Consider the following 19,687-nt stretch of genomic DNA (forward strand, 5'->3'; position numbering starts at 1 on the left):
CGCGCCCGCGCGCCATGGGCGGTCATCCGGGCACCCCCGATTCCGGCGCCCCGCCCGGCGTGCCGGCCATCAGGTCGGCGGCGCCCCTGGCGAGAAGCTCGTCCGCGATCGCACGCCCCAGCGTCTCCGCGTCCGCCACCGGGCCCACACGCGAGGCGCGCAGCACCACGCCGCCGTCCTCCGCGGCCGCGGCGGCGCGCACCGACAGCTCCAGCACGGGCGCGCCGTCGGGCCCGGTCGAATCGACGACCTCGGCCAGAGCGCCGACGGGGGCCGTGCAGCCGGCCTCGAGGCGCGCCAGCACCGCACGCTCGGCCGCGACGGCCGCGTGCGTGTCCGGGTCGTCGAGCCGGCGCACCAGCGCCACCAGCGCCTCGTCCCCGCTGCGGCACTCGACCGCCAGTGCGCCCTGCGCCGGCGCGGGCAGCATCTGCAGCGGGTCGATCGTCTCGGTGATCAGCCCGGTGCGGTCTGTGCGGTCGAGTCCGGCGCGCGCGAGGATCACCGCGTCGAGCTCACCGGCGTCGATGCGGCCCAGCCGCCGCTCGAGGTTGCCGCGCAGCGGCTGCACGTCCAGCCCCAGGCCCAGCGCGCGCAGCTGCGCCACGCGGCGCGGTGCGGACGTGCCCACGCGGGCCCCCGGGGGCAGCTCGCCGAGCGTCATGCCGTCACGGGCCACCAGCGCGTCGCGGGCGTCGGCGCGCGGCGGAACGGCGGCGATGGTCAGGCCCGGCTCGGCGGCGGTGGGCAGGTCCTTGAACGAGTGCACGGCCACGTCCACCCGGTCGTCGCGGATGGCCTCGCGCAGCTCCGCGGTGAACACTCCCACGCCGATCTTCTCCACCGGGGACATGGACTTGTCGCCGGAAGTGCTGATGATGACGAGTTCCGCGGGGTGCCCGGCCGCGATCAGGGCGTCGCGCACGGTGCCCGCCTGCGTGCGGGCGAGCACGCTGCCACGGGTGCCCACGCGGATGGGGTCGGGGATGCCCGACCGCCCTGCGGATCCGTTCTCGGCGGTCGCTCCGTTGTCATCAGACGCCGGGTGATGGCTCACTGTGCGCCCTCCTCTGCGAGGCTCTGGTCGGCGGGTTCGACGTCGGTGGCCGTCTCCGAGGAGCGCGCCACGGCAGCCGTCACGCCCGGCGACAGTTCGAACAGCTCGCGCAGCGCCTCCGCATACGACCCGCCGCCGGGGGCGGCCGCGAGCTGCTTCACCCGCACCGTCGGCGCGTGCAGAAGCTTGTCGACGACGCGGCGCACCGTGCGCTCCACCTCCGTCTTCTCCGCATCGGTGAGGCCGGGGGCCTTGGACTCGAGCCGCAGCAACTCGCCCTGGACCACCTCCGCGGCGCGCCGCCGCAGCGCGGTCACCGTGGGCGCCACCTCCGAGGCCCGCTGCTGCCCCAGGTAGGAGGCCAGCTCGGCGGCCACCAGCTCGCGGGCGGCCTCCGCATCGGACTCCGCGGCGCCGGCTCCCGGGTCCCGCCGCAGCGTCTCGATATCCAGCAGGTCCACTCCGGGCAGGCCGACCACCGCGGGATCGACGTCGCGGGGCAGGCCCAGGTCGCAGATCACCAGCGGCGAGTCCTCGGTACGTCGGGTCAGCGCTGTGTGCACGTCGGCCACGGTCAGCACGGCCCCGACCGAGCCGGTGCAGGTGACCACCACGTCGGCGGTGCGGATGGCGGCGGCGAGCCCGTCGAACCCGGCCGCCTGCGCGGCCACGCCCGCATCAGCCGCGGTCCCGGCCAGCCGGGCCGCGCGCTCGGCGGTGCGGTTGACCACGGTGACCTCGCCGATGCCGGCGCGGATGAGGTTGGCCACGGCCAGTCCCCCCATCGCCCCCGCGCCCAGCACCACGGCGCGACGGCCCGCCAGGCCCTCCAGCTCGCGCGGCCCGCCGAGCAGCGACGCGGCCCGCTCCAGCGCCACCGACACCACGGACGCACCGGCGGCGTCGATGCCGGTCTCGCTGTGCACCCGCTTGCCCACCCGCAGTGCCTGCTGCGCGAGCTCGTGGACCGCGCGCCCCGCCACCTGCTGGGAGTCCGAGGCCGCGTACGCGCTGCGGATCTGGCCGAGGATCTGCTGTTCGCCCACGACCATCGAGTCCAGGCCGGCGGCCACGGTGAACAGGTGCTCCACCGCGGATTCGCTGTAGCGCACGTACAGGTGCGAGGTCAGCTCCTGCACGCTCATCCCGGAATGCTCGGCGAAGAGCCCGCTGACCTCCGCGAGACCGCCGTGGAAGGCGTCGACCACCGCGTAGATCTCGATGCGGTTGCAGGTGGAGACCACCATCGCCTCCGCGACGTGCGGCCGCCGGACCAGCGCGTCGAGCAGTTTGGGGCGGTCCGCCTCCGACACGGCCGCGCGTTCCAGCGTGGACACCGGCGCGCTGCGGTGCGACATGCCGACCATCAGAATGCTCATGCGGCGACCGCCTCCGCCCGCGCTGCCGACCGCCGTCGACGCCGGGCATCCCGGACGGCGGCGGACCGGCGGAGTGTGCCACTATTGGGAACACCGCGAAGGCGGCGGTGACCGGCGGCACCCCCGGATCGAATGCCCCCGGATCGAATATCGCCGAAGTCTCCGCGCCGGCCGTCTGGGCGGACCAGCGTCAGGCGGGCGAACGCTGGGCGTCGATCTGTCACGTCGCGGGCTCCTCGTGCAGCCGAAGTGAATGAGCGTCCGGGACGGGCGTGGCCGCCTGGCACGCCTGCGCGCAGCCCTCGGGCCGAGACGCAACCGCGACGGGCCTTGACGCGGCAACGCCGTCGGCATGATCGCGCATGCGGAACGGCGCTGCCCGGACACAGCCGCATAGACGCAGCTCTGACACAGCACCCCGGTGCTTGGTTCACACCACGGTAACCTTTCGCCACCCCCGGCACAAAGTTGACGCGGCACGCCACTACACGCTACGGGAACGGCCCCCGCACCCGGGTCCGCCGCGGACCGCGCACACCCGCCGCCTACCATGCCCCAGCGGCTCCCCACTGCTCCCGCGGCCCGCCCGGCGCGCCCGCCTCAGCCGGCCAGGTCGGCCCGCAGGCGCTCCACGTCCACCTCCCAATAGCTGTGCTCGCGCCCGTCCAGCAGCACCACCGGGAGCCGGTCCCCGAACTCCGCCCGCAGCTCCGGCCGTTCCGCCGCCGCGGCATCCACGTCCACCGCCGACGCGGTGATTCCGAACTCTTTGCACACCAAGTCAAGTCGTGCCCACGCCTGGTCGCAGCCGCCGCAGCCCTCACGCGTCAGGAGCGTGACCTCCCGGCCGCCGCCGGCCGCTCCGCCGTCCATCCCCGCTCCCGTTCCCGCAGTGTCCACAGCCGCGCACCTTCCTCCCGCATCGCCCGCCCGCCGCACTGCCGGGCGGGCCCCAGTCAACCACCCGCCAGTCCGCGCACGCCGTCCGTCGCCCCCCGCCGGCACCGCGCCGGGGCGCGACCTCGACCGCACGGCGACGGACCGGCGACGGACCGGCGCCGGTCGCGGCGCCGGAGATCATTGTCACAGCACCCGCGGCCGCGCGGTGGTGCAGGGAACGGCAGGCGGCACGCGTCCGCGCCGCACGCGTGCCGCGGCCCCGCTCCCCCGGGCCGACGGTTACTGTTGTGGTGACCGTTCAGGTCCACGGTCCGCTGCGGGTCGCGGGCCGCGACCGCCCCGAGCGGCCATCAGGTTTCAGGCGGATCAGGAGGATGCGGTGCCAGACCACCGGGAGCAGCCGGACCCGCAGGATTCCTCCGTCCGGCGCCGCCTCGCCCGCCTCAGCGCCCGCAACCCGCTGGGGCCGAGCCTGGGCGAGCTGCTCCAGAACCTCGCGGGCGAGGCCAGCGCCGACGCCGCGCACGCGCAGCTGGAGGCCGAGGCCACCGGAGAACGTGCGTCCGGACAAGCGGCGGAGGGGGCCGAGGGCGGGCCGCCGCAACCGCCGGCGCCGCGGGACCTCACCGCCGCCGCCTTCTTCGACGTGGACAACACCATCGTCCAGGGCGCCTCGATCATCCACTTCGCTCGCGGGCTCGCGTCCCGCAACTACATCGAACTGTCCGACATGGCCCAGTTCGGCTGGCAGCAGATCAAGTTCCGGGTCAGCGGCAAAGAGAACAGCGACGACGTGGCCAGCGGCAAGGAGAAGGCCCTCACGTTCATCGCGGGGCGCGAGACCGCGGAGTTCACCCGGCTGGGCGAGGAGATCTACGACGAGATCCTCGCCGACAAGGTCTGGGCGGGCACGCTCGCCCTGGCCCGGCAGCACATCGACACGGGCCAGCAGGTGTGGCTGGTCACCGCGACGCCGCAGGACCTGGCGCAGGTGATCGCCAAACGCCTGGGGCTCACCGGCGCGCTCGGCACCGTGGTCGAAAGCGAGGACGGCAGGTTCACCGGCCGCTTGGTGGGCGACATCCTGCACGGCCCCGGCAAGGCGCACGCGGTGCGGGCCCTGGCCGTGCGCGAGGGGCTCGACCTCAAGCGCTGCACCGCGTACTCGGACAGCCACAACGACGTCCCCATGCTCACCGCGGTCGGCACGGCCGTCGCCGTCAACCCCGACGCCGACCTGCGCGAACTCGCCCGCAACCGCGGTTGGGAGATCCACGATTTCCGCACCGGCCGCAAGGCGGCGAAGATCGGCGTGCCCACGGCGCTCGCGCTCGGGGCCATCGGCGGCGCGGCCGCGACCGTGCTGGGGCGCCGCGAACAGTCGGCCTGAGCCCCGGCGGAGGCCGAGCCGGGGGGCGGTCGCCCGCGCAGTCAGCCGAAGAAGACGTTGCGGCGGCTCGCGAGCAGCGTGTAGAGCGTCTGCTGGATGCGCTCGCGGACCTGATCGGTGAGGTCGAACGTGACCATCGGATCCTCGGCGGACTGCGCGTCGTAGCCGTCCGTGGCGATGGGCTCGCCGAAGGCGATGTGCCATTTGGACGGCAGCGGGACGGCGCCGAGCGGACCCAGCAGCGGGAACAGCGGCGTGATCGGGAAGTACGGCAGCCCCAGCAGCCGCGCGAGCGGCTTGACATCGGCGATCTTCGGGTAGATCTCCTCGGAACCGACGATCGACACCGGAATGATCGGCGCGCCGGTGCGCAGCGCCGAGGTCACGAATCCGCCCCGGCCGAAACGCTGCAGCTTGTAGCGGTCCGAGAACGGCTTGCCGACGCCCTTGAAGCCTTCGGGGAACACGGTGACCAGCGCCCCCTCGCGCAGCAGGCCGTCCGCGTCCGGATGGCAGGCGAGAGTGTGCCCGGCCTTGCGGGAGAACGATCCCAGCAGCGGCGACTGGAAAACGAGGTCGGCCGCGAGCATGCGGGTGGGACGGTGCTGCGGATGATGGTCGTGCACCGCCACCGAGAGCATCAGCCCGTCCACCGGCAGCGTGCCGGCGTGGTTGGCCACCAGCAGCGCGGCGCCGTCCGCCGGCAGGTTCTCCACCCCCGACACCTCCACCCGGAACCACTTCTCGAACACGGGGCGCAGGGCGGGCAGGATCACCGACGAGTTCAGGTGCGGGTCGAAGCCGTAGTCGTCCACCTCGTAGTCGCCGGTCACCCGCCGGCGCAGGAACGCCAGGACGTCGGCCAGGTGGTCGACCAACGCCGAATGGTCGGCCTGGCCCGCCGTCCCGCCGGCGTGCAGCTGATGCACCGCCGGAAGGATCCCGGGCTCCTGCACTCCGCCCGGGCATTCCCTCGACGCGCCCCGTGCCACATCGCCGCGCCCCTCACCGCGCAGCGGAATGACCTTGGCCACCGCCGAATCGTCCACCTCGACTCCCATCGTCTCCGCTCCCGGCCTCAGGGCCGGTCGCGCTCCCTCTCGCGTGCGCCCCCGCGCACCGTGTCCACGTTGCCACACCGCATCCCCGCACCATGCGGCGCACAACACCTTTCGGCGGCCCGGCGAAAACCCCTTCCACACCGGGCCACCGCTCTCACACCGGCAGCCGCCGAGCCAGCGCCGTCAGCCGCTGCTCCCAACCACGCACCATCACCGGGTCTATCACCGGGTCCAGCGACCTGCCGCGGACGAAGTCGTCGAACGCGTCCATCGTGGACCAGCGCGGCTCGAACCCGAGATCGGCGCGCATCCGCGTCGTATCCAGCACCACGCCCTGGCTCAGGAACCCCAGCTCCTCGTGCGAATAGTCCACCACCCGCGCGGCCCGCAGCGCGGAGCCCACCACCCCCAGGATCGGCGACGGCAGCGGGATGCCCAGCCGGCCCGCCCGCCGAGTCGCTTGGGCGCCGGACATCGTGCCGCCGCCGGCGATGTTGAACGTGCCGTGCGCGGGGGCCGTGACCGCGTGCTCCAGCGCCCCCAGCGCGTCCTCCTCGTGCAGCAGCTGGATGCGCGGGTCGTACCCGAGCACGTTGGGCACCAGCACGGCCCCGAAGTAGCGGCTGAGCTCGGTGTCCATCCGCACGCCGATGAGCGGCGCGAAACGCAGGATGCTCACCTGCAGGTCCGACCGGCGGCGCCCCGCTCCCCGCGCGTACGACTCGATCTCCACGCTGTCCCGGGAGAACCCGCCGCGCGGGGGGTTCTTCGGCGCCATCTCCTCGCCGAAGCGCGCCGGATTGCGGGGGCTGTAGCCGTAGACGGCCGAGGTCGACCGGACCACGAGCCGCCGCATCGTGGGCGCCTTCTGGCATGCGGCGAACAGGTGCAGCGCGCCGATGACGTTCATGTCCTTCATCACCGCGCGGCCGCCGGCCTCTCCCGGCCGCGAGTAGACGTCCGTGTGAACGACGGTGTCGATCTCCGCGCCGCGGATGATCTTGCCGATCATCGGATTGCGGATGTCCGCGCGCACGAACTCCGCACGCCCCAACCGCCGCAGCATGTTCTTGCTGGGCGCCAGGCAGTCGACGGCGACGACGCGCTCGACAGACGGGTGCGCTGCCAGCATGGCCGCGAGGGAACCGCCGAGAAAACGGCTGGCTCCCGTCACGAGGACCGCCCTGGGCTCGCGCGGCACGTCGGATTCGCTCATCGCCTACAGACTAGCCGTCGGGGGGCGACGGCGGCCATATCCCGCCCGGTACCGGACTTCCGTCACACCGCACGCCCCGGACGCCCGGACGCCGGCGGACACGCAGGGCACAGCGAAAGCTCCGCCCGCCGGCTCGGAAACGACCGGCGGCCCGGCCCACGATGGTGGACCGGGCCGCCGGAGCAGCGCGCGGCTGTCGATTCGCGACCGGAGCAGAACTAGTGCCGGTACGCGCAGATCACTTGCCGAGTTTGCGACGCTGCACCCGAGTGCGGCGAAGCAGCTTGCGGTGCTTCTTCTTCGACATGCGCTTGCGGCGCTTCTTGATCACTGAACCCATACCGGGAATCCTCACTGCCTAGTACCTGGGGACCCGCACCGGTGCGGTGACCCTCGTGCACGAATCCATCGATCGGACCCCGTGCTGCCGTGTCCGCGCGGTGCGCCGGGCGCAGAGCGCGGCGAGCACGATTTCCGGCGTCCTGCACCGGTGCACCGATCGCTCGGTGGCGCACCGGCCCCGTGCGGCACCCGGCCACACGCGACGCCCGCCGACAGCAGCCGAGGAAACCTCTCCACGGCACGACAATCGACAATGCTACCGCCGCCCGGCCGGGCCCTCGAACCGAGGTGCCGAAGGGCACCGGAACGCGGCGGCGAGCACCCGGGCACCCGCCTTCCCGGCGCCGGGCGCGTCCGTCCTAGCCGACGTCGAAGTACGACGACTGGAGATACTCGTGCACCGCCTTGGCCGGCACCCGGAACGAGCGCCCCACCCGCACCGACGGCAGTTCACCGCCGTGCAGGAGCCGATACACGGTCATCTTGGACACGCGCATCATCGTCGCCACCTCGGCGACGGTCAGGAAATTGGTGCCCGCCAGCGACGCCGGTTCTCCGGCGTTCGAGGAGCTCTGCGACGCAGACTTCGCTCCTCCTGCGGGCGGCTTGTCAGATGACGCCATTGGTTCACATCCTCCGGCACGCGTCGCGCCGCCGGCTTCCCCTCCGGCGGACCTGACACGCACGTGCTACCACGCAGCCTAACGGTAATCATGGTGTCGTTGCGACGCGTGTGACGAATCCTCGGTGAATGCCCTGCTCGGCGCGGTAACGCGAAGATCACGATGCGGCGACTGCGCGGCCTCGGCCGGCCACGGGCGTCGCGCCGGATCAGGCGCCGTCCTCCTTCACCGCGCCCATCGCGGCCGAGCGGTCCCGCACCATTGCCATCGCCTCGAAGAACGCCGAACGCAGGCCGTCCTTCTCGAACTGCCGGATCGCCGCCGCGGTGGTGCCCCCCGGCGACATGACGGCGGCGCGCAGCTCGGTGGCCGTCTCCCCGGACTCGGACAGCATCGCGCCCGCACCCACGAGCGTCTGGATGGCCAGGTCGCGCGCGACGGGCCGGGTGAGCCCCAGCGCCACCCCCGAGTCCACCATGGCCTCGATCGCCAGGAAGAAGTACGCAGGCCCCGAGCCGGACACCGCGGTCACCGCGTCCATCGACGACTCCTTGACCCGGCGGACCATGCCGACGGCCCCCATCATCTCCTCGACGAGGTCCATGTGCACCGCCGTGGCATGCCGCCCCGGCGTGATGGCGCTGGCGCCCTGCCCCACGAGCATCGGAGTGTTGGGCATCACGCGGACCACCGCGGTGCCGGCGGGCAGGAGCTGCTCGAAGCGCGCCGTGGTGGTGCCGGCCGCGAGCGACACGATCAGCTGGTCGTCGTCGCTGGTCTCCTGGTACTCGGCGACCTCGGTGAGGACCGATTCCACGTCGTTGGGCTTGACCGCGACGACGAGCACCGCGGCGCCCTCCGCGGCGTCCGCAATGCTCTGGGTGACGCGGATGCCGTACTCCGAGGCGAGCTCCCGGCCGCGGGCCTCGAACCGCTCCGTGACCACCAGGTCACGCGCCTGCCTTCCACTGGCCAGCAGACCCGACACCAGTGCTTCACCGATCCGGCCACCGCCCACCACAGCAATTCTCGTCATGCCCTCAGCCTGCCACGCGGGCAGCGGATCCACGCGCCCGCGCCCCCTTCCGGCGTCGCCGGCATCCGGACCGGGTCAGTCCGCGCGCTGCGGGCGCGCCAGGTGCGTACGGGCGAAGGCCAGCGAGTCCGCCAGCACGGCCGCACGCTCGTCCCGGGTGCGCACTGTCTGGGTGTTGATCTCCAGCACCACCTGGCCGGCGAAGCGCCGGGCCGCGAGCCGCCGGCACAGCTCCACGCAGGGCTGATCACCGGCGCCGGGGGGAAGGTGCTCGTCCGTGTACGCGCCGCGACCGTCGGCCAGGTGCACGTGCGCCAGCCCGTCGCCCATCCGCTCCGCCAGTTCCAGCGCGTCCATGCCCGCGGTCGCCGTGTGCGACAGGTCCAGGGTGAAATGCCGGTGATCGACCGCCGTCGGGTCGTGCCCGGGCGCGAACGCCGAGACGGCGGCGCCCGCACCCCCGCGCTTGCGGAGCCGCTGGATCGACCCCTCCTTGTTGCTCATGAATCGGTCCGCGCGGAACGGATACATGTTCTCCACCGCGACGACGACGCCATGCGTGTCCTCCAGCCGGTCCACCTGCGCGGCGAAGCCCCGGGCGTAGGCGCGCTGCCAGCGGAACGGCGGGTGCACCACCACGGTCGTCGCCCCCACCTGGCGGGCCACCTGCACCGCCCGGTCCAGGCGCGGGATCGGGTCCGAGCCCCACACCCGCTGCGAGATCAGCAGGCACGGCGCGTGCAACGCGAGCACCGGGACCTGGTAGCGGTCGATCAGCTCCGAGACCGCGTACGGGTCCTGGCTGGCGGCCTCCGCCCACACCATGAGCTCGAGGCCGTCGAAACCCAGCTGCGAGGCGTACTGGAACGCGCTCTCCGTGGTCTGCGGGTACACCGACGCCGTCGACAGCCCCACCGGTATTCCCCTGGCCTTCACCGCCGGGCCCCCCTCATCGACTCCTCCTCGTGCCGCCGCAGCCGGCCCCTCCGTTCGGTGGACATCTGGTCGGAATCTCGGCGAAAAACGACCGAATGTCCACCGAACGCGGGGCGGGACGCGGCGGCCCGGGTCATTGCGTGCTCAGCACGAACGCGAGCGGGCCCAACGTCACCACCACGCCCACCACCATCGCGAGCAGGAGGCTGATGATGTCGTCCGTCTTGCGCAGGATGCGGACGACGGCCACGAGTCCCAGGATCACGAGCACCGCCAGGACCAGGGCCACATAGGGCAGCGAATCCCACAGCTTCTCGAATCCCTTGAACACCGCGGCGCCCACCGCGACGCCGACGATCACCTGCAGGGCCAGGCCGGCCCACTGGCGCACCGCGCCGCGCCCCTCGGCCGGCTTCCCTGCGGCGTCCGTGTCCGCCGTGTCGGGGTCGTCCGCTGCGGCAGGTTCCGCGCCGGCGGCCTGCGGGACGGCCGGCTCCGCATCGGCGTCGTCCGCGAGGGGCTCGGCGACCGGGATCACCGCGGTCGCGGCCGGCCCCGGTTCGCCGCTGATCGACGCGATGGGTGCGTCGCTGCGGGCGAGCATCTCCGCGACCGTCGGCGTGCCACCGGTGGACACCGGAGCGCTCTCCGGCCCGGCCGGCTCGTCGCCGGCGGCTTCCGACTCGGACTCCGTCGCTTCGAAGGCCCCAGTCTCGAAGGCCGCCGATTCGAAGGCCGCCGTGGCACTGTCGGCGGAGTCAGGGTCCGCGCCGTCGGTGTCGTCGGCCTCAGCGGTGTCGTCGGCCTCAGCGGTGTCGTCGGCCTCAGTGGTGTCGTCGGCGGCTTCGGCATCGGTGACCACCGCGTCGGCGGTGTCGGCATCAGCCGACTCCGCGTGCTCCTGCGCCTCGCGGTCGCCCTCCACGGCCGCGTCTTCCACAGCCGGTTCGTCCAATGCTTCGTCTTCGACGGCCGCGTCTTCCTCGACCGCCTCCGGCTCCTGCACCGGCCCGGCCGTCGTGGCATCCGCATCATCGGCGGCCGTCGAATCGGCGGCACCCGGGTCCGCGGCGGGGACGGCCTCGTCACGCGCCGCCTGGCGGTCGCGGTCGATGCGGTCCTCCGCGACCGGCTCACGGATCACCGGGATCTCGCCGGTCAGCTCGGCAACGGAGATCCCGCCCGTGCGCTCGCCGCGGTGGTGCCGGCGTGACCGCCCACCGCTGTTGGAACCGTTGCGGGCGAGCAGCTCGGCAACAGTCACCGGCCGACTGTTCGACTCCGGCAGTTCGCTCATCGTGCACCCACCAAAAGTTCGCCACCCATCTCGGTATCGAGCCGGCGCAGGATCAGACCCTCACGCAACGCCCACGGACAAATCTGCAACTGGTCCACCGACAGTGCACGCATGCTCGCCTCGGCGACGAGCGCCCCGGCGACCAGTTGCGGCGACCGGTCGGCGCTGACGCCTTCGAGCTCCGCACGGTCCGCTGCAGTCATCCTAGAAATAAACGCGATCAGTTGCCGGAGGCCGCTGGCCGTCAGCGTCCGTGTCACGCGCGGGCCGGCGCTCGACGGCGCCGCCCCGGTGAGCCGCGCCAACGTCCGGAAGGTCTTGGACGTGCCTACGCACAGGTCCGGCGCACCCGCCTTACGCAGCTGTTTCGCCGGTTCCGACAGCTCCGCGTCCAGCCAGTCCCGCAGCGCCGCGACGCGTCGCTTTCCGGGCGGATCGGTCTGGAGCCAATCGCGGGTGAGACGTCCCGCACCCAGCTGGAGCGAGTGCGCCAGGTCCGGATCCTCGTCGACGCCGTTGCACAGCTCCAGCGATCCCCCGCCGATGTCGAAGTTCATGATCCGCCCGGCGCTCCACCCGTACCAGCGGCGCACAGCCAGGAAGGTGAGCCGGGCCTCGTCGACGCCGCCGAGGACGCTCAGTTCCACCCCGGTCTCGTCGTGGACGCGGCGCAGCACCTCGTCCGAGTTGTCCGCGTCGCGGACCGCGGAGGTGGCGAACGCCATCATCTCCCCGCATCCCGACGAGTGCGCGATGCCGGAGAACTCCGATACCGCGGCGATCAGATCGTCGGTCACGTCCGGGTGCAGACGGCCGTCCTCGGTCAGCCGTTCGGACAGCCGCAGCGCCACCTTGGACGAGCTCATCGGCGTGGGGTGCCCACCACGGTGCGCGTCCACCACCACCAGGTGGACGGTGTTGCTTCCTACATCGAGTACTCCGAGTCGCACACCGACCAACTTAGCGGGTCTACGGTGGGGACCTGTGACGCACGGACCCCTATCCCGCAGTGAAGACCTGCCGCCCGCGGTGGAAGTGGAGCCGGATTTCCCGCGCGAGTGGGTCGAGTTCGTCGACCCCGCGGACCCGGATCACCTGGTCCGCGCCGACATGACCTGGCTTTTGTCGCGGTGGACGTGCGTCTTCGGCACGCCCGCGTGCCGCGGCATCCTGGCGGACCGGCCGGACGACGGCTGCTGTTCGCACGGCGCCTTCCTCAGCGACGACGACGACCGCGCCCGCCTCGACGCCGCCGTGGCGGACCTCACCGCCGAGGATTGGCAGCTGCGCGCGCTGGGCCTGGGGGCCGAGGGTTACCTGGTGGAGGACGAGGTCGACGACGAGCCCGCGCTGCGCACCCGGCGGCACGACGGCGGCTGCATCTTCCTGAACCGGCCGGGCTTCGCCGGTGGGACCGGCTGCGCCCTGCACCGGATGGCCCTGCGCACCGGGCGGCTGCCGATGACGGTCAAGCCGGACGTGTGCTGGCAACTGCCGGTGCGCCGCACCCAGGACTGGGTGGAGCGCGCCGACGGCGAGCAGGTGCTGGTCTCCACCGTCGGCGAGTACGACCGCCGCGGCTGGGGCCCGGGCGGCGCCGATCTCGACTGGTACTGCACCGGCGACCCCGCCGCCCACGTCGGCACGCGCGCTGTGTGGCAGTCGTACGCGCCGGAGCTGACGGAACTGCTCGGCGCGGCCGCCTACGGCGAGCTGGCGCGGCTGTGCGCGCGGCGGGCGGAGCTGGGTCTCGTGGCCGTGCACCCCGCGACGGCGCGCAGCGCGGAGGCGGCAGAAGGCACTGTCGGCACGGACGGCGCAGAAGACCGGCCCGACTAAATAGACTGACTTCTGTCGTTTAATATTTTCCGCCCGGCCGAGGAGCGTCGCGGGCGCCCCATTCCACAGGAAGTCTTCAGCAGGTTCCCTGTGTTTGTTAACACTCCGGCGAATGGTCGCGATGAGCTGTATGAGTGACAGCTTGAACGGCTCTCCACGCACTTTGCGCCAGCGGTGAATCACCGATTGCAGGCGAGCGGCCGTTCCTCGGACAGAAGGGCCTCCCATTATGAAGAAGACCATGAAGAAGGTTGTGACAGCCGCAGCCGCCACCGCCGCCGCGGGCGGGATGGCACTGGCCATCGCGCCGGCCGCCAGCGCAGCGCCGGTATACACGAACGTCAGCGACTCGTTCATTCCGTATGACGCCCCCGGCGCATTCAACCCCGGGAACTCGAACGTCCTCATCAGCCCGGCATACGGCACGGTGACGCCCATCTTCTGTCAGATCGACAATGGCGCATGGCGTAATTGCTACCAGGAGGGCTGGAATCACGAGCCGCACCAGGTTCACTACCTCGCCAATGTGAACGGCCACGGCACCTGGGCCACGGTCGATCTTCCCCAGGGCTCCAGCGTGCCGCAGCTCCCGGTCATCCAGCTTCCGGCCGGCAGCGTCTCGGGCAGCCTGGTCAACCTCATCGGCGGCGCAGGCGCCGGGTCCACCGGCTCCGGCGGGGGCGGCGCGGGCGGCGGCCTGAACGTCGACATCGGCGGCAGCCTCGGCAACATCGGCATCGGCCTGCAGGGCGGGCTCGGCAGCTCCTAGGCCGCGCTGTACGCATACGAGAGGACCCCGCAGCGGTACGGCTGCGGGGTCCTCTCGTATGCGGTCCGGTCACGCCCCGCCGACCCGGCGGTGGTGCCGGGCCGGGCGGTCACGCCTCCAGCTTGTATCCCAGTCCGCGCACGGTCACCAGGTGCTTGGGCTTGCCGGGATCCTGCTCGATCTTGGCGCGCAGCCGCTTGACGTGCACGTCGAGCGTCTTGGTGTCGCCCACGTAGTCGGCGCCCCACACCCGCTCGATCAGCTGCTGACGGGTGAGCACGCGGCCGGCGTTGCGCAGCAGGAACTCGAGGAGCTCGAACTCCTTGAGCGGCGGCGCGATCTCCTCGCCGTCGACCGTCACCACGTGGCGCTCCACGTCCATGGCGACCGGCCCGCAGGTGAGCATCGCATCGTCGTAGCCGTCCTCCTCCGCCTGCGACTCCGTGCCGCGGCGCAGGACGGCGCGGATGCGCGCGATCAGCTCGCGCGCCGAGTACGGCTTGGTGACGTAGTCGTCGGCCCCGATCTCGAGGCCCACCACCTTGTCGATCTCGCTGTCACGCGCCGTCACCATGATCACCGGCACCGACGACTTGGCCCGCAGCTGCTTGCACACGTCGTTGCCGCTCATGCCCGGCAGCATCAGGTCCAGAAGGACGATGTCCGCGCCCTCCCTGTCGAACGATTCCAGCGCGGAGGGTCCGTCCACGGACACGGTAACCTCGAAGCCCTCCTTGCGGAGGAGGAAGGCGAGCGGCTCGGCAAGCGATGGCTCATCCTCCACGATCAGCACTCGGTTCACCGACGGATGTCCTCTCTGTGGTCTGGGTCGGGCCGTGGCGGCCCCGGCGGGGATTGCGGTGCGGTCGGCTCGCCCACGCGGTCCTGGACGTGGGCGGGCAGTTCCAGCGTGAAGGTGGACCCGGTGCCGGGCTTGCTCCACAGCCGGATGCGGCCATTGTGGTTGATGGCCACGTGTTTGACGATGGCCAGGCCCAGGCCGGTGCCGCCCGTCTCGCGTGAGCGCGCCTTGTCCACCCGGAAGAACCGCTCGAACACGCGCTCCTGGTACTTGGGCGCGATGCCGATGCCGTGGTCGGTGACGCTGATCTGCACCTGTCCCCGCCGCAGCGCGCGGCTCACGGCCACCGGGGATCCCTTGGGCGAGTAGTTGACCGCGTTGGAGATGAGGTTGGTCAGCGCCGTCGTCAGCAGCATCTCGTCGCCGAGGACCCGGAGGCCGCTCGGCGCGTCGGTGGTGATCTCGATCTCCGCCGCGTCGGCGGTGAGCTCGGCGTTGTCCATCGCCGCGGCGACGATGGCGTCGACCTCCACCTCCTCCAGGTTGGGCAGCTTCTCTGCGCCTTGCAGGCGGGAGAGGGCGATCAGCTCGGAGACCATCGCGCCCAGCCGGGTCGCCTCGCCCTGCACCTTCTGCCCGAAGTGCCGGACCGTCTCCGGGTCGTCCGCCGACTCGAGCAGCGCCTCCGCCAGCAGCCCCATCGCCCCGACGGGCGTTTTGAGCTCATGGCTGACGTTGGCGACGAAATCCCTGCGCGCGGACTCCATGCGGACGATCTCGGAGTCGTCGTCGGCGAACAGCAGCGCGTAACGGCCCACTCTGTCATCCAGCACGCGCGCCTGCCCGCGCACCGACATCGACCGCACCTGGCTGCGCTGATCGCCCATCAGATCGAAGTCCACGGGGTGCCGCTCGGAGAGCACCTTGCGCGCCGCCGCCCAGGCACGGTCGTCCAGCTCGTCGCCCTGCACGAGCCCCAGCTCCGTGGCGCGCCGGTTGAACAGGACGATGTCGCGACCGCCGTCCACCACCGCGATGCCCGTGGGCGAATCGTCCACCACCAGCTCGAGCAGCTTCGACGGCGACGGTCCGTGGGTGAGGTAGCGGCGGCGGTCGACCCACTCCCGCAGGCGCGGCCCCGCCGCCACCCCGGCCGCTGCACCGATCGCGATACCGGCCACCAGCATCAGGCTTCTCACCCCCGCCGCTCCGCTGTGCGCGGACAATTGCGCGGAAAATTGTGCGTCACGGCCGGCGCCCCTACTTGCCCTGCCCGGCCACGGCCGCCGCGCCGGCGGCGGCGGCCTCCGGGTCCAGGTACTCGCCGCCGACGGTCACCGGGCGCAGCGTCGAGCCCTCGTCGATCAGGTCGTAGCGCAGGGGGATGCCGGTGGGGATGTTGACGCCGGCGATGTCGTCGTCGGAGATCCCGTCGAGGTACTTGACCAGCGCGCGGATCGAGTTGCCGTGGGCGGCCACCAGCACCGTGCGACCGGCGCGCAGGTCCGCGGCGATCTCGGTCTCGAAGTACGGCACCAGGCGCTCGACGACGTCCTTGAGGCACTCGGTCATGGGCACCGAGGCCAGGTCGGCGTAGCGGGGGTCGGCGTCCTGGCTGAACTCGCCGCCTGCGGCGATCTGCGGCGGCGGGGTGTCGTAGCTGCGGCGCCACAGCATGAACTGGTCCTCGCCGAACTCCGCCTTGGTCTCCGCCTTGTTCTTGCCCTGCAGCGCACCGTAGTGCCGCTCGTTCAGGCGCCAGTCGCGCTTGACGGGGATCCAGTGCCTGTCCGCGGCGTCCAGCGCCAGGTTGGCGGTGGTGATGGCACGGCGCAGCAGCGACGTGTAGAGCACGTCCGGCAGCAGGCCGTGCTCCACGAGCAGGTCCCCGCCCCGGCGGGCCTCCGCGGTGCCCTTCTCGGTGAGCGCGACGTCCACCCAGCCGGTGAACAGGTTCTTTGCGTTCCATTCGCTCTCGCCGTGGCGGAGCAGCACCAGGGTTCCCATAGTCATGACGACGATTATCCCAGGGCCTGTCCGGGCACCGCATCAGGACCCGCGCCCGCGTCGGTCACCACGCTCCGGGGCGGGTCGCCGGCCCGGCCGATCTCGCCGCGCGCGGCGGCCGCCCGGTCCTCGTCGGTGACCAGATGCTCGAACGCGGCGAGGTTGCGCAGCGACTCGCCGCGCACCGTGCGCCAGCGCCATTCCCGCCGGATTGACGTGTGGAATCCCAGCTCGAGGATGGTGTTGAAGTCGCCGTCGGCGGCCTCGAGCACCTGGCCCAGCACCCGGTCGAGCTCGTCGCTTCCCAGCGCGTCCATGGAGATGCGGCCCACCAGGTAGACGTCGCCGATCTTGTCGATCGTGTAGTGCACGCCGAACAGGTGCCGGTTGCGCCGCAGCAGCCACTTGTACACGGCGGCGTGGTCTTCATCCGGGTGCCGGGCCACGAAGGCCTCCACCCGCACCCCGTGCATGCCGACCGTGAGCAGGCAGGTGGTCTTCAGCTTGCGCTCACCGGGCAGGGTGAGCACGAAGTGCGGCCCCTCCGGGCGCGTGTACTCGATCCCGGCGGCATCGAGCGCGCCGCCGATCAGCGCCACGGCGTCCGCGACGCTTCGCCGCCCGACCCCGACCCCGACCCCGACCCCGTCGCCGGAGCCGGAGCCGGAGCCGTCCTCGCCCGCTCCGGCCGCACCGTCGATGCCGTGCCTGCTCATGCCGTCACCTCCCGCAATCGCCCCGCCGACGCCGCGACGCCCGCCACGTCGTGGGCGATCCGCGCGTCCCAGTCGAGCATCGCACGCCGGTAGGTGCTGCGCAGCCCCTCCGCTGTATGGCTCCAGGAGAACCCGGCCGCGTGCCGGGGCGCCGCGGCCGCCATCCGCGCGCGCAGGGCGGGTTGCGTGATCAGCGAGCGCAGCGCCGACGCCCACGCGTCGATGCCGTGGCCGTCGACCAGGATGCCGGTCTCGTCGTCCCGGACCGCCACGCCCAGCCCGCCGACCCGCGCCGCGACCACGGGCACCCCGCATGCCTGCGCCTCGATCGCCACCAGCCCGAACGACTCCGAATGGCTGGGGACCGCGACCACGTCCGACGCGCGATACACCTGGGCCAGCCGGTCCGGCGGCTGCGGCGGGAGGAACGTGACCCGGTGGGCGATGTCGAGCTCCGAGGCCAGCGCCATCAGCGACTCCGGCCGGCGCAACCCGCTGCCGGACGGTCCGCCGACGACGAGCACCCGCAGGTTCCCGCCCGGGTCCTGCTCGATGACGCGCGCCGCGGCCCGCACCAGAACGTCCGGCGCCTTGAGCGGCTGGATGCGCCCCACGAAGGTCACCACCGTCTCCGCCGGGTCCAGGCCCAGCTCGGCCCGCGCGGCCGCGGCGTCTCCCGGCCGGTACCGGCTCAGGTCCGCGCCGGGCGCGATGACGTCGACCCGGTCCGGGTCGGCGTCGTGGATCGCGATGAGCTGGCGGCGTTCCTCCGCGGTGTTGGCGACGAGGCGGTCCGCCTCGGCCACCACCTGCTGCTCCCCGATCCGGCGCGACAGCGGCTCCGGTACGTCACCGGCCGCCAGCGCCGCGTTCTTCACCGCCGCGAGCGTGTGCGCCGTGTGCACCAGAGGCACCGCCCACCGGTCGCGGGCCAGCCAGCCCACCTGGCCGGACAGCCAGTAGTGCGAGTGCACCAGGTCGTAGTATCCGGGCGCGTGCTGGGCCTCCGCCCGCAGCACGCCCGCGGTGAACGCGCACAGCTGCGTGGGCAGGTCGCGCTTGTCCAGGCCCTCGAAGGGCCCCGCCACCACGTTGCGCACCAGCACGCCCGGCGCGGCCTCCACCACCGGCGGGAGGTCCGAGCGCGTGGCGCGCGTGAAGATCTCCACCTCCACGCCCCGGCGCGCCAGCTCGCGGGCCGTCTCGAGCACGTAGACGTTCATGCCGCCCGCGTCGCCCGTGCCGGGCTGACTCAACGGCGAGGTGTGCAGCGAGAGCACCGCCACCCGGCGCAGCTCCCGGGTTCCCGGTGCGGCATCGGGACGGGCGCGATCTCCCATCACCGGCCGCCCCCTGCCGCGGAGCCGACTCCCCCGCCGGCCGCGGGCAGGTCGCCGTCGAGCACGTCGATGAACTCGTCGATCTCGCTGATGAACCGGCCCTCGTTCTCGACGAACGGCGCATGCCCGCCGCCGTCCCAGAACGACGGCCGGGCGTGCGGAATGGTCGCCAGCGCGTGCTCGGCGACGCTCGGGTCGACGATCCTGTCGTCCGTCCCGTGCATCACCAGTACCGGGATGTCCAGGGTCGCGAGCATCTCGTCGTGCCCCGAGTTGCGGTTGAACAGCGCCGTGCGCACCCGCGGCGGCGTGCCCAGCGCCAGCGCCAGCAGCGCCTGCTGACGCTCGCCCTTGCCGTGCAGTTCGCCGTGGAAGGCGGACGTCAGCTCGATCATCGCCGGCACCGCCACCTCGGCGTCCGTGGCCAGAACGGACGGCATCGCGGAGCGCATGGCCTTGCCCACGCGGCCGCCCTTCTGCCCGCGGCCGATTCCCGTGAGCGCACCCACAAGGATCAGCCCGCCCACGGTGCCGTCCGCCGCGGCGCCGCGCTCGTTGTCCAGAAAGTCGCAGCAGACCAGCCCGCCGTAGGACCAGCCCAGCAGCACCGCGCCGGCCCCCGCGCCGATGCCCTCCGCGTCCAGGACGGCGCGCAGGTCGCCCGCCCACAGCGACGGATCGTCGTACGCGTCCTCGGGGGCGTCGGAATAGCCGTGGCCGCGCAGGTCCACCGCGATCACGCGGTACTGGCGGGTGAGGGCCGCGAGCACGTTGGGCCCCCAGCAGGCGGACGACTGGGCCCACCCGTGCACCAGGATCAGCGGCCGCGCGCCCACCCTGCCGTCGACTCTGTAGACGATGCGCGTCCCGTCCGAAGCATCCACCTGCCGGACCGCAGCACTGTGCTCTGCCATGGCTTCCAGAGTATGCCCGCGCGGCAAGGCCGGCCTTCCGCGGGTGAGGCATCGCACCGGCCC

The 19,687-nt window shown here is 72.4% G+C and carries 20 protein-coding genes; 3 read left to right on the forward strand and 17 right to left on the reverse strand.

Annotated elements, in window-relative coordinates:
* Nucleotides 1–22: 22 nt before the first annotated feature.
* From hemC to FO059_RS14230, 3 genes are all read right to left on the reverse strand, one after another.
* Entirely contained in the window at nucleotides 23–988 is a 966-nt protein-coding gene (gene hemC / locus FO059_RS14220; protein WP_143910782.1) for a hydroxymethylbilane synthase, read from the reverse strand.
* A 65-nt stretch (nucleotides 989–1,053) separates the two neighbouring features.
* On the reverse strand, nucleotides 1,054–2,436 hold the full coding sequence (locus FO059_RS14225; protein ID WP_143909660.1) for a glutamyl-tRNA reductase: 1,383 nt from the start codon (nucleotides 2,434–2,436) through the stop codon (nucleotides 1,054–1,056).
* 600 nt (nucleotides 2,437–3,036) lie between these two features.
* Nucleotides 3,037–3,309 carry a glutaredoxin family protein gene (locus FO059_RS14230; RefSeq protein WP_143910783.1) on the reverse strand — a complete coding sequence of 91 codons (273 nt, stop codon included), beginning with the start codon at nucleotides 3,307–3,309 and terminating at the stop codon, nucleotides 3,037–3,039.
* A 406-nt stretch (nucleotides 3,310–3,715) separates the two neighbouring features.
* On the opposite strand from FO059_RS14230, the gene FO059_RS14235 reads away from it, so the two are divergent.
* Nucleotides 3,716–4,726 (forward strand): HAD family hydrolase, encoded by a 1,011-nt coding sequence (locus FO059_RS14235; RefSeq protein ID WP_143909661.1) that lies wholly within the window; start codon nucleotides 3,716–3,718, stop codon nucleotides 4,724–4,726.
* Between the two features lie 41 nt (nucleotides 4,727–4,767).
* Here FO059_RS14235 and FO059_RS14240 read toward each other — a convergent pair whose 3' ends face one another.
* From FO059_RS14240 to FO059_RS14275, 8 genes are all read right to left on the reverse strand, one after another.
* Nucleotides 4,768–5,787, reverse strand: coding sequence for a lysophospholipid acyltransferase family protein (locus tag FO059_RS14240; protein ID WP_143909662.1), 1,020 nt, complete (start codon nucleotides 5,785–5,787; stop codon nucleotides 4,768–4,770).
* 154 nt (nucleotides 5,788–5,941) lie between these two features.
* A complete protein-coding gene (locus FO059_RS14245) occupies nucleotides 5,942–7,003 on the reverse strand; it encodes an NAD-dependent epimerase/dehydratase family protein (RefSeq protein ID WP_143909663.1) in 1,062 nt (353 codons plus the stop codon).
* A gap of 238 nt (nucleotides 7,004–7,241) precedes the next feature.
* Nucleotides 7,242–7,343, reverse strand: coding sequence for a 30S ribosomal protein bS22 (locus FO059_RS14250; protein ID WP_003402602.1), 102 nt, complete (start codon nucleotides 7,341–7,343; stop codon nucleotides 7,242–7,244).
* A 361-nt stretch (nucleotides 7,344–7,704) separates the two neighbouring features.
* Complete coding sequence (locus FO059_RS14255) at nucleotides 7,705–7,968, reverse strand: helix-turn-helix domain-containing protein (protein WP_143909664.1); 264 nt, start codon at nucleotides 7,966–7,968, stop codon at nucleotides 7,705–7,707.
* Nucleotides 7,969–8,176: 208 nt separating this feature from the next.
* On the reverse strand, nucleotides 8,177–9,004 hold the full coding sequence (gene proC / locus FO059_RS14260) for a pyrroline-5-carboxylate reductase (protein ID WP_143909665.1): 828 nt from the start codon (nucleotides 9,002–9,004) through the stop codon (nucleotides 8,177–8,179).
* A gap of 75 nt (nucleotides 9,005–9,079) precedes the next feature.
* A complete protein-coding gene (locus FO059_RS14265) occupies nucleotides 9,080–9,919 on the reverse strand; it encodes a sugar phosphate isomerase/epimerase family protein (RefSeq protein WP_199257170.1) in 840 nt (279 codons plus the stop codon).
* Between the two features lie 154 nt (nucleotides 9,920–10,073).
* Nucleotides 10,074–11,204: a hypothetical protein gene (locus FO059_RS14270; RefSeq protein ID WP_143909666.1), complete on the reverse strand. Its 1,131-nt coding sequence runs from the start codon at nucleotides 11,202–11,204 to the stop codon at nucleotides 10,074–10,076.
* A 29-nt stretch (nucleotides 11,205–11,233) separates the two neighbouring features.
* The gene (locus tag FO059_RS14275; RefSeq protein WP_143909667.1) at nucleotides 11,234–12,187 is read right to left on the reverse strand and encodes a Ppx/GppA phosphatase family protein; all 954 of its coding nucleotides are present in this window, start codon (nucleotides 12,185–12,187) and stop codon (nucleotides 11,234–11,236) included.
* 34 nt (nucleotides 12,188–12,221) lie between these two features.
* Here FO059_RS14275 and FO059_RS14280 point away from each other — a divergent pair, with 34 nt between their 5' ends.
* A complete protein-coding gene (locus FO059_RS14280) occupies nucleotides 12,222–13,076 on the forward strand; it encodes a hypothetical protein (RefSeq protein WP_233267119.1) in 855 nt (284 codons plus the stop codon).
* A 241-nt stretch (nucleotides 13,077–13,317) separates the two neighbouring features.
* Nucleotides 13,318–13,845 carry a hypothetical protein gene (locus FO059_RS14285; protein WP_143909668.1) on the forward strand — a complete coding sequence of 176 codons (528 nt, stop codon included), beginning with the start codon at nucleotides 13,318–13,320 and terminating at the stop codon, nucleotides 13,843–13,845.
* Between the two features lie 109 nt (nucleotides 13,846–13,954).
* Here the strand turns inward: FO059_RS14285 and FO059_RS14290 are convergent, their stop codons facing one another.
* From FO059_RS14290 to FO059_RS14315, 6 genes are all read right to left on the reverse strand, one after another.
* Nucleotides 13,955–14,647: a response regulator transcription factor gene (locus FO059_RS14290; protein ID WP_168226630.1), complete on the reverse strand. Its 693-nt coding sequence runs from the start codon at nucleotides 14,645–14,647 to the stop codon at nucleotides 13,955–13,957.
* Entirely contained in the window at nucleotides 14,644–15,834 is a 1,191-nt protein-coding gene (locus FO059_RS14295; RefSeq protein WP_143910787.1) for an ATP-binding protein, read from the reverse strand. Before FO059_RS14295 ends, FO059_RS14290 begins: the two co-directional genes overlap by 4 nt.
* 73 nt (nucleotides 15,835–15,907) lie before the next feature.
* A complete protein-coding gene (locus FO059_RS14300; protein WP_143909669.1) occupies nucleotides 15,908–16,660 on the reverse strand; it encodes a phosphoglyceromutase in 753 nt (250 codons plus the stop codon).
* An 8-nt stretch (nucleotides 16,661–16,668) separates the two neighbouring features.
* On the reverse strand, nucleotides 16,669–17,370 hold the full coding sequence (locus tag FO059_RS14305) for a type III secretion system chaperone family protein (RefSeq protein WP_143909670.1): 702 nt from the start codon (nucleotides 17,368–17,370) through the stop codon (nucleotides 16,669–16,671).
* On the reverse strand, nucleotides 17,367–18,710 hold the full coding sequence (mshA, locus tag FO059_RS14310; protein WP_143909671.1) for a D-inositol-3-phosphate glycosyltransferase: 1,344 nt from the start codon (nucleotides 18,708–18,710) through the stop codon (nucleotides 17,367–17,369). The genes FO059_RS14305 and mshA overlap by 4 nt, the downstream gene beginning before the upstream one ends.
* Nucleotides 18,710–19,624, reverse strand: coding sequence for an alpha/beta fold hydrolase (locus FO059_RS14315; RefSeq protein WP_143909672.1), 915 nt, complete (start codon nucleotides 19,622–19,624; stop codon nucleotides 18,710–18,712). The genes mshA and FO059_RS14315 overlap by 1 nt, the downstream gene beginning before the upstream one ends.
* Between the last annotated feature and the right edge of the window lie 63 nt (nucleotides 19,625–19,687).

Source organism: Tomitella fengzijianii (assembly GCF_007559025.1).
Taxonomy (GTDB): domain Bacteria; phylum Actinomycetota; class Actinomycetes; order Mycobacteriales; family Mycobacteriaceae; genus Tomitella; species Tomitella fengzijianii.

Excerpts from the sequence above, each read along its gene's own strand:
- FO059_RS14225 (WP_143909660.1), bottom strand. The coding sequence starts at position 2,436 with ATGAGCATTCTGATGGTCGGCATGTCGCACCGCAGCGCGCCGGTGTCC.
- FO059_RS14230 (WP_143910783.1), bottom strand. The coding sequence starts at position 3,309 with ATGGACGGCGGAGCGGCCGGCGGCGGCCGGGAGGTCACGCTCCTGACG.
- FO059_RS14240 (WP_143909662.1), bottom strand. The coding sequence starts at position 5,787 with ATGGGAGTCGAGGTGGACGATTCGGCGGTGGCCAAGGTCATTCCGCTG.
- FO059_RS14245 (WP_143909663.1), bottom strand. The coding sequence starts at position 7,003 with ATGAGCGAATCCGACGTGCCGCGCGAGCCCAGGGCGGTCCTCGTGACG.
- FO059_RS14250 (WP_003402602.1), bottom strand. The coding sequence starts at position 7,343 with ATGGGTTCAGTGATCAAGAAGCGCCGCAAGCGCATGTCGAAGAAGAAG.
- FO059_RS14255 (WP_143909664.1), bottom strand. The coding sequence starts at position 7,968 with ATGGCGTCATCTGACAAGCCGCCCGCAGGAGGAGCGAAGTCTGCGTCG.
- proC (WP_143909665.1), bottom strand. The coding sequence starts at position 9,004 with ATGACGAGAATTGCTGTGGTGGGCGGTGGCCGGATCGGTGAAGCACTG.
- FO059_RS14285 (WP_143909668.1), top strand. The coding sequence starts at position 13,318 with ATGAAGAAGGTTGTGACAGCCGCAGCCGCCACCGCCGCCGCGGGCGGG.
- FO059_RS14295 (WP_143910787.1), bottom strand. The coding sequence starts at position 15,834 with ATGCTGGTGGCCGGTATCGCGATCGGTGCAGCGGCCGGGGTGGCGGCG.
- FO059_RS14300 (WP_143909669.1), bottom strand. The coding sequence starts at position 16,660 with ATGACTATGGGAACCCTGGTGCTGCTCCGCCACGGCGAGAGCGAATGG.
- FO059_RS14305 (WP_143909670.1), bottom strand. The coding sequence starts at position 17,370 with ATGAGCAGGCACGGCATCGACGGTGCGGCCGGAGCGGGCGAGGACGGC.
- mshA (WP_143909671.1), bottom strand. The coding sequence starts at position 18,710 with ATGGGAGATCGCGCCCGTCCCGATGCCGCACCGGGAACCCGGGAGCTG.
- FO059_RS14315 (WP_143909672.1), bottom strand. The coding sequence starts at position 19,624 with ATGGCAGAGCACAGTGCTGCGGTCCGGCAGGTGGATGCTTCGGACGGG.